Source organism: Nonomuraea sp. GTA35, assembly GCF_041950525.1.
Taxonomy (GTDB): domain Bacteria; phylum Actinomycetota; class Actinomycetes; order Streptosporangiales; family Streptosporangiaceae; genus Nonomuraea.
This window is the reverse complement of record NZ_JBGNUV010000004.1, coordinates 494,418-506,081: the sequence shown is the minus strand read 5'-3', so window position 1 is coordinate 506,081 and position 11,664 is coordinate 494,418. Positions and strand designations below refer to the sequence as shown.

At 67.5% G+C, this 11,664-nt stretch carries 17 protein-coding genes and 1 tRNA gene; 11 read left to right on the top strand and 7 right to left on the bottom strand.

Annotation, left to right across the window (positions count from 1 at the left end):
* The first annotated feature begins 232 nt into the window (after positions 1–232).
* Positions 233–466, top strand: coding sequence for a heavy-metal-associated domain-containing protein (locus ACBJ32_RS20825; protein ID WP_375128106.1), 234 nt, complete (start codon positions 233–235; stop codon positions 464–466).
* A 195-nt stretch (positions 467–661) separates the two neighbouring features.
* On the opposite strand, the gene ACBJ32_RS20820 is transcribed toward ACBJ32_RS20825, so the two are convergent.
* The gene (locus ACBJ32_RS20820; RefSeq protein WP_375128105.1) at positions 662–1,333 is read right to left on the bottom strand and encodes a GNAT family N-acetyltransferase; all 672 of its coding nucleotides are present in this window, start codon (positions 1,331–1,333) and stop codon (positions 662–664) included.
* Positions 1,334–1,391: 58 nt separating this feature from the next.
* Between ACBJ32_RS20820 and ACBJ32_RS20815 the strand changes: the two genes are divergently transcribed.
* Positions 1,392–1,910, top strand: a complete 519-nt coding sequence (locus ACBJ32_RS20815) for a carboxymuconolactone decarboxylase family protein (RefSeq protein ID WP_375128104.1) — start codon at positions 1,392–1,394, stop codon at positions 1,908–1,910.
* Positions 1,911–2,178: 268 nt separating this feature from the next.
* Here ACBJ32_RS20815 and ACBJ32_RS20810 read toward each other — a convergent pair whose 3' ends face one another.
* Positions 2,179–2,403: a hypothetical protein gene (locus ACBJ32_RS20810; RefSeq protein WP_375128103.1), complete on the bottom strand. Its 225-nt coding sequence runs from the start codon at positions 2,401–2,403 to the stop codon at positions 2,179–2,181.
* Positions 2,404–2,465: 62 nt separating this feature from the next.
* Between ACBJ32_RS20810 and ACBJ32_RS20805 the strand changes: the two genes are divergently transcribed.
* The 3 genes from ACBJ32_RS20805 to ACBJ32_RS20795 all read left to right on the top strand — a co-directional run bounded on the left by ACBJ32_RS20805 (position 2,466) and on the right by ACBJ32_RS20795 (position 3,712).
* Positions 2,466–3,035, top strand: coding sequence for a pentapeptide repeat-containing protein (locus ACBJ32_RS20805; protein WP_375128102.1), 570 nt, complete (start codon positions 2,466–2,468; stop codon positions 3,033–3,035).
* Entirely contained in the window at positions 3,025–3,135 is a 111-nt protein-coding gene (locus tag ACBJ32_RS20800; RefSeq protein ID WP_375128101.1) for a DUF3696 domain-containing protein, read from the top strand. The genes ACBJ32_RS20805 and ACBJ32_RS20800 overlap by 11 nt, the downstream gene beginning before the upstream one ends.
* Positions 3,136–3,316: 181 nt before the next feature.
* Positions 3,317–3,712 carry a hypothetical protein gene (locus ACBJ32_RS20795; RefSeq protein WP_375128100.1) on the top strand — a complete coding sequence of 132 codons (396 nt, stop codon included), beginning with the start codon at positions 3,317–3,319 and terminating at the stop codon, positions 3,710–3,712.
* Between the two features lie 1,118 nt (positions 3,713–4,830).
* Here ACBJ32_RS20795 and ACBJ32_RS20790 read toward each other — a convergent pair.
* Positions 4,831–5,880, bottom strand: coding sequence for an IS630 family transposase (locus ACBJ32_RS20790; protein ID WP_375128099.1), 1,050 nt, complete (start codon positions 5,878–5,880; stop codon positions 4,831–4,833).
* 64 nt (positions 5,881–5,944) lie between these two features.
* Here ACBJ32_RS20790 and ACBJ32_RS20785 point away from each other — a divergent pair, with 64 nt between their 5' ends.
* Positions 5,945–6,295 (top strand): hypothetical protein, encoded by a 351-nt coding sequence (locus ACBJ32_RS20785; RefSeq protein ID WP_375128098.1) that lies wholly within the window; start codon positions 5,945–5,947, stop codon positions 6,293–6,295.
* Between the two features lie 305 nt (positions 6,296–6,600).
* Here ACBJ32_RS20785 and ACBJ32_RS20780 read toward each other — a convergent pair.
* A tRNA-Arg gene (locus ACBJ32_RS20780) sits at positions 6,601–6,672 on the bottom strand.
* A 115-nt stretch (positions 6,673–6,787) separates the two neighbouring features.
* Between ACBJ32_RS20780 and ACBJ32_RS20775 the strand changes: the two genes are divergently transcribed.
* The 5 genes from ACBJ32_RS20775 (at position 6,788) to ACBJ32_RS20755 (ending at position 9,264) form a co-directional block, all read left to right on the top strand.
* Complete coding sequence (locus tag ACBJ32_RS20775; protein ID WP_357889063.1) at positions 6,788–7,177, top strand: response regulator; 390 nt, start codon at positions 6,788–6,790, stop codon at positions 7,175–7,177.
* Positions 7,178–7,463: 286 nt separating this feature from the next.
* Positions 7,464–7,598, top strand: coding sequence for a hypothetical protein (locus tag ACBJ32_RS20770; protein ID WP_375128097.1), 135 nt, complete (start codon positions 7,464–7,466; stop codon positions 7,596–7,598).
* A gap of 106 nt (positions 7,599–7,704) precedes the next feature.
* Positions 7,705–8,373, top strand: a complete 669-nt coding sequence (locus tag ACBJ32_RS20765; RefSeq protein ID WP_357889057.1) for an AIM24 family protein — start codon at positions 7,705–7,707, stop codon at positions 8,371–8,373.
* A 41-nt stretch (positions 8,374–8,414) separates the two neighbouring features.
* Complete coding sequence (locus tag ACBJ32_RS20760) at positions 8,415–8,717, top strand: winged helix-turn-helix domain-containing protein (protein ID WP_357889054.1); 303 nt, start codon at positions 8,415–8,417, stop codon at positions 8,715–8,717.
* Positions 8,707–9,264, top strand: coding sequence for a YbaK/prolyl-tRNA synthetase associated domain-containing protein (locus ACBJ32_RS20755; RefSeq protein WP_375128096.1), 558 nt, complete (start codon positions 8,707–8,709; stop codon positions 9,262–9,264). The genes ACBJ32_RS20760 and ACBJ32_RS20755 overlap by 11 nt, the downstream gene beginning before the upstream one ends.
* On the opposite strand, the gene ACBJ32_RS20750 is transcribed toward ACBJ32_RS20755, so the two are convergent.
* The 3 genes from ACBJ32_RS20750 to ACBJ32_RS20740 all read right to left on the bottom strand — a co-directional run bounded on the left by ACBJ32_RS20750 (position 9,251) and on the right by ACBJ32_RS20740 (position 11,586).
* Positions 9,251–10,300 carry a cellulose binding domain-containing protein gene (locus ACBJ32_RS20750; RefSeq protein WP_375128095.1) on the bottom strand — a complete coding sequence of 350 codons (1,050 nt, stop codon included), beginning with the start codon at positions 10,298–10,300 and terminating at the stop codon, positions 9,251–9,253. The genes ACBJ32_RS20755 and ACBJ32_RS20750 overlap by 14 nt on opposite strands.
* A 108-nt stretch (positions 10,301–10,408) precedes the next feature.
* Positions 10,409–11,239 carry a universal stress protein gene (locus ACBJ32_RS20745; RefSeq protein ID WP_375128094.1) on the bottom strand — a complete coding sequence of 277 codons (831 nt, stop codon included), beginning with the start codon at positions 11,237–11,239 and terminating at the stop codon, positions 10,409–10,411.
* Complete coding sequence (locus ACBJ32_RS20740) at positions 11,236–11,586, bottom strand: hypothetical protein (RefSeq protein ID WP_357889041.1); 351 nt, start codon at positions 11,584–11,586, stop codon at positions 11,236–11,238. Before ACBJ32_RS20740 ends, ACBJ32_RS20745 begins: the two co-directional genes overlap by 4 nt.
* Between the last annotated feature and the right edge of the window lie 78 nt (positions 11,587–11,664).

The window sequence follows — 11,664 nt, the reverse complement described above, 5'->3', positions numbered from 1 at the left end:
AACGCGCCACACTGTCATCCGCGGCAGGCGGCTCCCCGTCCACCACCGAACTCCCTTCCTGGCGCTGGCTCGACGCTGAACAGTGACATATTCAGCCCTGTGTGGCAAAGGTTCCGGTTTCCGCCATGTCGTGATCCGGAAGCGTCTGATACCTCCACGCTGGCCTTTTCGTGCAGCACGATCTGTTCTGACGCGGCGGAGTACCTCGCCGTGAAGCAGAAGGAGGGATCCCTTGATCACTGTTGCCTACAGCCTCGTCGCCTATCGCATCACCGGCCTGTCCCCGGAGACGTGCGATCACTGCGTGGCCGCCATCAAGTCGGAGCTCATCCAGGTGCCGGGAGTCGTCGGCGTGGAGGTCGATCCGGCCGAGGGGCGGGTCAGCATCCTGACTGATGGTCCTGTCGGCGAGGAACGGGTCCGCGTGGCCGTGGAAGCGGCCGGTTGCGCCGTCGCGGGCTCCTGAGAATCTGGGCACCGGGGTCCGCCGGCGCCGATATGGCGGACCCCGGCCGTTCTGGCGGACCACACCCCAGCCGCCGGCTCTGGCGCTCCTGACCCCGCGCCATGGCCACGGCACCGGACACTTCAACGCCGACTCCATCAGGCAGGCCGTCTTCTCGTCCATGCCGGAGTCAAGTGCGCCCGGCCGGCAGCGTGATCAACGGGCTTCGGTGGCGCCGAAGGCGAGCCATCCCCGGTCGGGGAAGCCGGCGGCCTCGGCCACCGCGGCGGAGGCCAGGTTGGCGGGGGAGTGCAGGTAGGTGGGCAGGGCGCCCTCGTCCAGCACTCGCCGGGCCGCCTGGGCGACCAGCCGGCGGGCCAGGCCCCGGCCCCGGGCCGGGGGAGCGGTCACCACGGCCAGCTCGTGCCCGTAGGCGTCGTGCCGCTTGATCCCCACCCCGGCCAGGTGCTCGCCGGTCGCGGGGTCCGTTGCCACCAGGACGTCCCCGCCGAACGGCAGCAGCCATCCCGGTACGCCGGGGGCGTCCGCGGCCATCCAGGTGCCGGCGTCGGGGAGGGGCTCGGGGCGGGTGGTCCACCGGTAGACGGCGGTGAACCAGCCGCGCTCGGGGAAGCCCACCATGGCGGGGATCCGCGGCCCCAGCACGGCGAGGTCCTTGTCCTCGGCGTACTGCTCCGCCACGGCCGTGGCGGCGTGTGGCGGGACCGACAACACACCTGCCTCCGGGCTGGACACCCCGATCGCGGGATGGAACTTGCCGTCCCAGCCGGGATGATCTCGCTCGTCCGCGCCGATGATGTCCAGCTCGGTCACCGCGGGCCAGCCGCCGAGCCAGTGGGACAAATGGTCAACGAGCAGTCGCTCCATGCCTTCCTCCATTATACGGTAGGGGGGTATAGTACACGGGGAGTCCGGAGGAGGACATATGCGACGTCTCGTCCCGCTTGAGCCCGCCGACGCACCGGGCAAGTCCAAGGAACTGCTGAACGACATCCTCGACAGAAGAGGCAGCGTGGGGGAGATGGTCGCCACCATGGCGCACTCGCCGGCGCTGCTCGAGGGCTACCTGAACTTCTCGCGTGCCATGAAGCGGGTCAAGCTGCCCCGTGCCCTCAGCGAGAAGGTCTCCCTCGCCGTCCAGGAGTGGATCGGATGCGGCACCTGCCTGCAGGCGCACGTCGAGGCCGGACGCGCGGCCGGGCTCAGCGAGGCCGACATCGCGCTGGCCCGGCAGGGCACGTCCACCGACGCCAGGGAGGCGGCCCTGATCGCCGTGGCCGTACGGGTGCTGGCGGAGCCGTCCTCCCTCACCGACGCGGATGTCGCCGACCTCCGGGCGCATGGCTGGAGCGACCGCATCATCGCGGAGATCGTCGGCGTGGTCACCCTCAACCTGCTGACCGGAGCCTTCAACCTCCTGTCCGGCCTGCAACCAGCGAACTGAGCGGTGGCACGACGCCCTGCGTTCACTGTCTGGGGAATCGCCGGAACGCCGTGTGGTCCGGGGCACGTCTGGCGCGTGGCTCATCGGCTGTCGTCGGAGCACAACCGTACGACGGCGTCGGCGACCTGCTCCGCGCTGCCCCACGGCGCCACGGCCATGACGTCGATCCGGATGCCGGAGGAGGACCGCGCCGGCCCTCGTCCGGCCGTGGATCCCGCGCGTACTACGCCTTGACCGGCGTCGATTCGCCCCGACCGTCGCGATGTAGCTACGCTGCTGCCCTCTTCTCGCAGGCCGGCTCGCCAAGGCCATCCTTATCCTTCGGCTCCGCGAGGCAAGTTGGAAAGCACTCAATGGTCGATGGATCAGAATATTGTCCGAGCAGATCGCCATAAAACAGCGCACTGTTATCCTGGATGGCAGAAACGCGAAACAGGCAGCGATTGACGACATCAAATGCATCGTCGACAAGAACGGCTGAAGACAATGTCATCTGGTACCCGTAATCACTGGACTCCTGCCAGCCCTCCTGAGGATGGCATCGCAGCCCAGCGCGTGCGCGAGTGGATCGATGCTGGCGAGGGCGGCCTGGACGCCGTAGGGCTCAACCTCTCCGGCGCCGACCTCTCCCACGGCGACTTCTCCGAATCATGGTTTACCGGCGCAAAGCTGGTGAATCTGCGGCTGAGAGGAGCGGAGTTGTACCGCTCGGACGCCCAAGGTGCCGACTTCAGCGGAGCGGACCTGACGGAATGCTCGTTGGTGCGAGTCAACCTTGATGACGCGGTCATGCGAGGGGCTATCCTTGATGGAGCGAACATGGTGAAGGCGTCTCTTTGTGGTGTTGACGCATCAGGGGCAAGTTGTCGCGGAACGCAGTTCATGGGTTCTTCGTTGCTGGAGGTAGATCTTCGTTCCGCAGATCTCAGTGATGCTGTGTTCCAAGAAAATTCATTCATGGTCACCTTGGATCAAAACACCAAGCTCGTTGGTGCATCTGGGTCCGTTTTCGGGCCTGTGGTGATCGTTGAAAATGGGATTTCCCGCGAGCTCTCCGGTGCTGCGCTCGAAGAATGGCTCACACTCAAAGGTGGGTCGCTGCGTGTCATGACGAATGATTGGTAGGTCATTCCGTCCCCGAGTCGACAAGGACGGCATGCTCACCCGGCGGCCCGAATGGTTCTTCGACGAGTGGGAGAACTCGCACGACGAGCTGCTGAACTGACGGCGACGTGTTTGGTGCCGATCGCGCCACCAGCGATCGCGGTCGCCGAGGTCGCCGGGCTGGCGGACACCTGGTGGCGCGGCGCCGACTCGGTCGCGTCCGAGATGCGGTGTAAAAGTGAACGAGCGTAGGTTGCCGTGCTGAACCGACCAAAGTTCGCACAACGCAAGGACCTCCGCTCGTGGCACGCACACTACCGCCCGTCCAAGCCATCCGCGCCGAGATCGACGCCCTGTTCACCGAAGGCCGTGACCTGGTCGAGGTCATCGAGGACGTCGCCCGGCTCGGCGCCCGCCTGATCATCCAGACCGCCGTCGAAGCCGAGGTGGACGCCTTCCTCGGCCGCGCCCGCTACCAGCGCGCCTCCACCATCACCGGTACCGGCGGCAGCGACCAGGACAGCACGCTGCGGCCCGGCTACCGCAACGGGCACTGCCCGACCACCGTCAAGACCACCTCAGGGCCGATCACCATCGCCCGCCCGAAGCTGCGCGGCACCACCGACAAGTTCGCCTCCCGCCTGTTCGGCACCACACCTTCCAATCCGACGGATCCGTGGTCGCCAAGGGCATCGTGAGCAGCGGTACCTCCACCCTGTTCGACTGCTATGTGACCTTCACCGACATCACTACGGTTCGAGACTCGTACGGTGGCGACGTCATGAAGCGCAAGTAAGCGAGGGCAGGCTTGATGACCATGCTCAGGGCCGGGCTGGCGAGCAGAGCACTGGCAGTGGCCGGCGTCCTACTGGTTGCGGCGGGATGCAGTACGTCAGAGTGGCGCGAGGTCAAAAATGTGACACTTTCGCCCGACGGACAGACGCTGACTGTGCAGGTCATGTTTAGCCGCCCGCCCTCGAACCCCGAACCGTGCGAGCGCGTGACCGACACCCTGGTAGAAGAATCCGTCGACGGTCGTCATCGGCGTTCTCGTAGAGGAGGATATCTGCGATCGCCCGTGGCCTTGGGAAGAACCGACGTACAGCATGCTGACCGCGTATGGGCATTCGGTGCAACTCCGGTTGCGGGAACCGCTGGGCAACCGGACCGTAGTAAATACCGCGACCGATAAACCCGTCGCGGTCAGCCCGCAGTCGGGGTAGGAACGCGACGGTTGTGTGTGTGTGTGACAGGCCCGTAGTTCGCTGCGGGCCTGTCAACGCTCCGGCCTTCTCGCATTGCGCCATGAACCGGCGCGGAGGCGGTTGGAGTCCTCGCGCCTCGACCTCCTGTGGGATCTAAGATCAGCGGCGTGCAGCGCCTTCCCCTCTTTGACCTTGACCGAACGCTTATTGACCTCGATGCCGCGTTCCGCCGGTGGGCCGAAGAGTTCACAGAGCGACAGCGCTTAGATCCAGATCCGCCCTTCGGGCGTGCTCGCGTGGATGAGAATCGGTGAGTGTGCCGCCCGCTGACGTCGGTTCCCCTTGGCTCGTGGAGACCGTCGCTTATATTGACACTGGAGCGCTCACCTTCGGGTGTCCCCCGGTTGCGTTGTGAACGCGAGTGTCAGCGTCTTAGTGGTCCAGTTCGTAAGTCATTCGAGGGTTCACGCGGTTGCTTGCAGTGCGGCAGGCTGGTTGCCGCAGCCAGCGGGCTGCTGGGAATGGTGCTCTTTCTGTTCGTGTCGCTCGATCCGGACCATCAGGTCCTCGAGGTCGGCCGGAGTGAACTTCCATGTGAAGGGCCGGGCGGTCTAGTTGTAACGACGCTCGAAGGCGATCAGTCGGTCTTCGACCTGGTCAAGACCGGTGAAGTCGTTGGGTGTGACAACTTTGCGCTGCACGATGGAGAAGAAGATCTCTATTTGGTTCAGCCAGGACGCGTGCACGGGGGTGTGGACCATCACCGCGTTGGGGAACCGCGCGGTGAGCCGGTCGGCGGCCGCCTTGCCACGATGGGAGGAACCGTTGTCCACGACCCAGAACACCCGCCGGGCGGAGGCATATGGTTCCTGCGTCATGACCTGCTCGACCAGGTCCATGAACGGGATGATGCCCGTTTCGGGCGAGCAGCGCCCGAACACGCGGGCCTGGTGGACGTCGTAGGCGGCCTGGTAGGCCAGCGCGCCGCCGCAGTCGTATTCGTGATTGACGCGCATCATCCGGGCGGTGCCGGGCGGCAGGGTGGGGTGACAGCGGCAGCGGGCCTGGATCGAGGTCTTCTCATCAGAGGAGATCACATACTCGTTGCCGGCGAGAGGTTGCCCGTTCCAGATGCGCTGGTAGAGGCCGAGTACACGGGCGGCCTTGGTGGCGAAGTCGGGGTCGCGGATGAACACCCGGGAGGCGTGCTGCCAGGGCTTGAGTACGTCGGCGGCCAGGATCCGGCGGATGGTCGAGGCGGACATCACCTCGGTGATGCCGCGGCCGACCGCTTCGCGGGCCAGGTCGGTGCTGCTCCGTCGGGACAGCGGCATCCCGGTCTCGGCCGGCAACTGGCAGGCCGACGCCGTGACCTCGGCCCGCTGTACAGGGGTGAAGCGGGGCGGCCGGCCCGTCCGTGGCCGGTCCTTGAGCCCGTCGATGCCGTGATCGGCGTAGCGGCCACGCCACCGGCGGACGGTATCGAGGTGGACCCGCTGTCGCAGGGCGATGCGGGCGTTGGAGTAGCCATGTGCGGTGTCCAGCACGATCCGGACGCGGACGACCTGCTGGTAGGGGGCCGTGTGAGAATGCGCCAGCTTCTTGAACCGCCGTCGTTCGGAGGCGGTCAAGACGATCTGGCGAGCGCGAGGGACGGGCACGCGGAACACTTACCATGATCTTTCGGGGGCGTTGCTACTGTGCGCGATCTCCACCGTTGCGGGCATGATCGACACGCCGGGCGGCAAGATGGGGCTCATGCCTGCCATCCCGGAGTCGACCAAGACCTCCCTGACCCAGCGGCTGCGCCAGCGCGCCCGTGATTGCTGGCCTCAACTGGCAGGACTGCACGTCCGCTACCACGGCCGGTTCGCCTACGTCGAAGGCGAACTCGCCGACGGTCACCGCCTGCCCCTCATCCGGCTCCGTTACGGCGGATCGGCCTCCATCTGGGGGTTCGGGCTCTACCTCGCCAGCAGCGGCAAGTACGAAAACCAGATCCTGCCCACCGGCATGTCCGCCGGCACGCCCCAAGAAGCCCTCGACTGTGCCTGCGATCTCTACCTCAGCCACTAACCCCCGAAGGACTTACGGGCAGGACCAGTTAGCCACAAGCGGACCAGCATCGAGCTGTAGGCGATCGGCGTCTGGAGGGCCGACAGGTCCGCCATGAGCCATGAACTCGATCGAGTCTTGGAGCTACAGCTGACATGGGCACCTCCGGCCTTCGATGCCTGGGTCGCGGCTTCGATCATGGCCCACGACTGGCCCACAACCCGTGAGCGTCAACGAGAACGGGCGGGGCTCCGTGAGACTGGAGACCCGCCCGTTCGTACGATGTTCGCCCTGGTCAGCGGCCCAAACCGCCGGTCAAGATCGTGTGCCCCCTGCAGGATTCGAACCTGCGCACCCGGCTCCGGAGGCCGGTGCTCTATCCCCTGAGCTAAGGGGGCTCAACGAGTGTTAAGGCTACCAGCATCTGACCACCACTCGGCACCAGATAAAGCCTCGTGAACACTTCCAGCGAAACCACCCGTCACCAGGCCGCTACACGTTAGCTTTGCGCCCGTGGGTGAGGTTCTTGGGAAAGTACTGGTCGTAGACGACGACGAGGTCATCCGGCAGCTCATCGCGGTGAACCTGAACCTGGAGGGGTTCGAGGTCGTGACCGCCACGGACGGGCAGGATTGTCTGGAGCGGGTGCTCGACGTCATGCCGGATGTCATCACGCTTGACGTGATGATGCCGTTCCTGGACGGGTGGACGACGGCGCAGCGGTTGCGGGCGGAGGAGGCCACCAGTCACATCAAGGTCGTGCTGATCACGGCGAGGGCGCAGGATGACGACAAGGTCCGGGGGCGGGGGATCGGGGTGGACGCGTATCTCACCAAGCCGTTCGATCCTGCTGAGTTGATCCAGGTCGTGCGGGATCTGGCGGGGAGCGGGTCCCGGGACTGAGGTTGAGGTCTGAGGGGGGCGGGACCAGGCGGGACCTGTAGGTCGGGCTCGCGCCTCCTGGCCGGCCCTTGCCGGCTCCTGGGTGGCCTGGGGTCGGCGGCTCCTGGCTGTGAAGTTGTGCCCTGAGGTCTCGAGGGGGGCCGGTGACGAGCTGACGCTCTCGTCGCACTCCGGACCTCGGCGTCGCGGCGCATGTGGTGGGGAGGCGCGGGAGCGGCTGGAGAAGGCCGTACGGCTCCGCAGGGGGATCGGGTTCCTGGCGGGGGTGGTGGCGAACCTGGTTGGATTGGCTCAAATCGCTCTCGACGAAGGGCGGCGCGACGATGCGGTGGCGCTGCTCGACGAGGCGGGGGCGGTGACGGACGGTTGTGGCGCCGAGGGCGTCATGCGTTCGGTTGAGGGGGCTCGTACGCGGCTGTGAGCGGGGCTTGGTGCCCTGCCACCGGCACTCTCGCGTACGCCGCGGCCGGCGGTCGTCGGCGTGAGCAGCCAGACTTCAAGGTCAGAGCCAGGAAAGGGTTGAGAACGTGCGTAGCTCGATATTTCGGAATCTGGATCCTCAGCAGTTGCCTCCGGGGTTCGCGCTGGAGAACGGCAAGATGTTGCGGGTCCAGTTGCCCCACGAGGTGCTGGCCAAGCAGGGGTCCATGGTCGCCTTCCAGGGGCAGATGGACTTCGACTACGAGGGCTCCGGCGGGCTCGGGAAGATGTTCAAGAAGGCGATGACGGGCGAGGGCGCCTCGCTGATGCGGGTACGCGGTGAGGGCCTGCTCTACCTGGCCGACAACGCCGACGACATCCACCTGTTCTACCTGGAGAACGAGGGGATCACGGTCAACGGGCGCAACCTGCTGGCCTTCCAGCCGCAGCTCTCCTGGGACATCCAGCGGGTCCAGGGGGCCGGGGTGGCTGCCGGCGGGCTGTTCAACACCACGGTGACGGGCACGGGGTGGGTGGCCGTGACCACGCACGGCACGCCGGTGCTGCTGGACGTGGCGCGCATGCCGACGTTCGCGGACGGGCAGTCCGCGGTGTGCTGGAGTGCGGGGCTGCAGGTCGGGGTCAACCGGACGATGAAGGTGGGGGCGTTGATCGGCCGCGGGAGCGGGGAGGCCATGCAGCTCGCGTTCAGGGGGCAGGGGTTCGTCCTGGTGCAGGCCAGTGAAGGGGTGCCTGTGGTGCAGGCCTCCCGATAGAGAAGGTAGACAGGTAATTAGCTCATTGCCATAATGGCGGCGTGCTGGACGTCGATCTGGTCAAAGCGCTCGCCAATGACAAGAGGCTGCTGATCCTGGAGTGGTTGCGCGAGCCCGAGCGGCACTTCCGGCCGCAGCGCGACGGAGATCTCGTCCGTGACGGCGTGTGCTCGCTGTTCATCGCCGAGAAGCTGGGTGTGAGCCAGCCGACATGCGGCGAGCATCTCAAGGTGCTCGCCAAGGCGGGCCTGATCCGTGGCCGGAAGATCAAGCAGTGGGTGTTCTACCAGCGTGACGAAGGCCGGATCGCCGCGGCGAAGGAGTTGTTGAGCAGTGACTGGTGAGCCGTACGCCGCCTACGAGCGCCTGATCGCCGACATGGACGCCGCGGGAGCGCGTTACCGGCTGATCGACCACGCGCCCGAGGGACGGACCGAGCTGGTCAGCGCGCTGCGCGGGCACGACGTCTCGCAGGCCGCCAAGTGCCTGATCGTGATGGTGAAGATCGGCAAGAAGCAGACCCGGTACGTGCTGGCCGTCGTGCCCGGCGACGCCCGGCTCGATCTGCAGGCCGTCAAGGCGCTGCTGGGCGGCACGTACGTGGCCTTCGCCGGCACGGAGAAGGCCGAGGAGCTGGCGGGCAGCGTGAGCGGGACCGTGCTGCCGTTCAGCTACGATCCCCGGCTCGAGCTGGTCGCCGATCCTTCCCTGCTGGACCACCCCGAGCTGTACTTCAACGCCGCCAGGCTCGACCGCTCCGTGGCGCTGGCCACCGACGACTACGTACGGCTGGCAGTGCCCCGCCTGGCGCCCGTGACGAGCGACGAAGCCCTCGTCACGGGCGACGAGCCCCCCGTCACGGGCAACAAGCCCCCCGTTACGAGCAGCTAGGCGTGGGGGCGGTGTTCGTGCCGTTCCAGGAGCCCAGGAAGCCGAACGTGGTCGATGCCCCGGGCGCGAGCAGGCCGTTCCACGAGGCGTTGCGCACGGTCACCGAGGACCCGCTCGCGCTCAGCGTGCCGCCCCAGAGCTGGGTGATCTGCTGACCGCCCGCGTACGTCCACGCCACGGTCCACGCGGACCTGGACGTGGTCCCGGTGTTGGTGACGGTGACCTCGCCCTGGAAGCCGCCCTGCCACTGCCCGGTGGTCTGGTACGTGGCCGTGCACCCACCGGGGGGCGGAGGCGTGGTGGTGGTGACGGTGGGCGTGGCGGTGCCGCCGCCGGCCAGGGCGTCCACCAGCGCCGGGTACCACTTGTCGGACATCTTCTGGTCACCCGAGGCGTTCGGGTGCACCCCGTCGTAGGTGTCGGTGCTCGTGCTGAAGCCCGTCCACTGGTCCACCACGACGATCGGCGACTGGGGGGTGGTGGTCGCGGCGGCCCAGGCGGGGATGGCGTTGTTGAAGTTCACGGTGCGCTGGGCGCACTCGGCGCAGGAGGACGGGTTCATCGGGATGATCTTGGCGACGAGGATCTTCATGTTCGGGTTGCTGGAACGCATCTGGTTCACCAGCGTGGTGAAGGAGCCGAGGATCGTCGCCGGCGCGATGTTGCTCCACACGTCGTTGGTGCCGAAGTGCATCAGCACGATGTCGGGCCGGGTGGCGGAGAGCCAGCCGGGCAGCAGGTTCTGGGCGGCCACGTTGGTCGCGAGGTAGCCGCCGTGTCCCTCGTTGTCGCCGTCGTGGGCCACCCCGCAACCCTGCGGCGGGAGGGTGCCGACGAAGTCGATGTTCGTGTGGCCGGCGCTCTGGAGGCGGTTCCAGAGCAGGGCCCGCCAGCAGCCGGGGGATCCGGTGATCGAGTCGCCCAGGGGCATGATCCTGATGGGGGCGGCGCTGGCCGTGGCCGTCGCGGTGGCGAATAACACCGCCGCGGCCAGAGCCGCCAGCGCGGCCAGCACGGAGCCGGTCTTGCTGCGCATCGTGTGCTCTCCCGTCGTAAGCCTGCGCAGATCGTAGGAGCGGCGGCTCGGCGCCGGGAAGCGCGACGATCATGGCGCGGTGCTGACCTGGGAGTACGGATGTAACTTTCAGCGGCGTACCACCGCGAGCGGGCACGGCGCGTGGTGCAGCAGGGCCTGGCTGATCGAGCCGATGAGCATCCCCGCGAGCTGCCCGTGCCCTCGCGACCCGACCACCAGCAGGTCGGCGCGCATGGAGGCCTCCTTGAGCACCTCCACCGGATGCCCGTGCACGACCTCCGCGATCACGTGCACGCCCGGATGCCGCTCCCGGTGCCCGGCCAGCGATTCCTTCAGCGCACGCAGCGTGTCCTGCTCGCTCTCGCGGGAGGCCGGCTCGAAGCCGCCGGGATGGGGCCAGGCCCAGGCCCGTACGGCCCGCAGCCGCGTGCCGCGCAGCTCGGCCTCGGCGAAGGCGAACTCCAGCGCCCGCGTGGCACCGGGTGAGCCGTCGGCCCCGGCCACGATCTCACCGCGCGGGAACGGGGGCGGCTCGTGGATCAGGACGACGTCCGTACGGGCGTGCGCCGCCACCCCGTACGCGACAGATCCGACCAGCAGCCCCCGCACTCCGCCGATCCCCCGGCTGCCCACCACCAGCAGCTTGGCCTCCTGGGACGCCTTGACCAGCGCCGAGCGGGGGTCGCCCGGCAGCAACACGCGCTCCATGCGCACCTGCGGCCACACGCGGCGTGCGCGGTCGCAGGCGGCCGTGAGCACGGTCTCGGCGCCGTCGCGCATCCACTGGGCCACCTCGGCGTAGTGGACGGCGCCCTCGCACACCCACTTCGGCACGGCGTGCGCCACGGTCAGCGGCTCCTGCCGCAGCTCGGCCTCGGCGGCGGCCCAGCCGGCGGCCTCCAGCCCGGTACGGGAGCCGTCCACACCTACGATGATCATGACAGTGCGTAACACTCCACCTCGGCACGGCGGAACGGCAGCCCCTGTGCCTCGGAGTCGCGGGCGCACCTGCGCTCGGACTTGCTGAGCTTGAGCGTGCCGCAGACGGTCACGCCGGAGTACGTCCGGCAGTCGAGCGCCGGGTCGGCTCTGCCGACGCGGTACATGCGCTCGACCGCGGCACGGCACTTCGCCTTTCCTGTGTCGGAGTAGCGGCACTGGGCGATCAGAGTGTCGTACTGTTCCTGGCTGACTTCGTGCTGATCCATGCCGTCCCCGGCGGCTGCGGTGGCGCCGGACGCGGCCATCACGACGAGTAGTCCTGCGACAGCGGCGAATCTCTTCATGTTTCCCCTGATGGGGACCGTACCGCTCACGGCGATCGCCAAACCTCCGCGGCGAGGTTTCAGGCGGGTCGGGGCGTG

What these genes read in the sequence shown, in the direction of transcription:
- ACBJ32_RS20820 (WP_375128105.1), bottom strand. Translation starts at nt 1,333, where the DNA reads ATGGAGCGACTGCTCGTTGACCATTTGTCCCACTGGCTCGGCGGCTGG.
- ACBJ32_RS20815 (WP_375128104.1), top strand. Translation starts at nt 1,392, where the DNA reads ATGCGACGTCTCGTCCCGCTTGAGCCCGCCGACGCACCGGGCAAGTCC.
- ACBJ32_RS20810 (WP_375128103.1), bottom strand. Translation starts at nt 2,403, where the DNA reads ATGACATTGTCTTCAGCCGTTCTTGTCGACGATGCATTTGATGTCGTC.
- ACBJ32_RS20800 (WP_375128101.1), top strand. Translation starts at nt 3,025, where the DNA reads ATGATTGGTAGGTCATTCCGTCCCCGAGTCGACAAGGACGGCATGCTC.
- ACBJ32_RS20785 (WP_375128098.1), top strand. Translation starts at nt 5,945, where the DNA reads ATGATCGACACGCCGGGCGGCAAGATGGGGCTCATGCCTGCCATCCCG.
- ACBJ32_RS20750 (WP_375128095.1), bottom strand. Translation starts at nt 10,300, where the DNA reads ATGCGCAGCAAGACCGGCTCCGTGCTGGCCGCGCTGGCGGCTCTGGCC.
- ACBJ32_RS20745 (WP_375128094.1), bottom strand. Translation starts at nt 11,239, where the DNA reads ATGATCATCGTAGGTGTGGACGGCTCCCGTACCGGGCTGGAGGCCGCC.
- ACBJ32_RS20740 (WP_357889041.1), bottom strand. Translation starts at nt 11,586, where the DNA reads ATGAAGAGATTCGCCGCTGTCGCAGGACTACTCGTCGTGATGGCCGCG.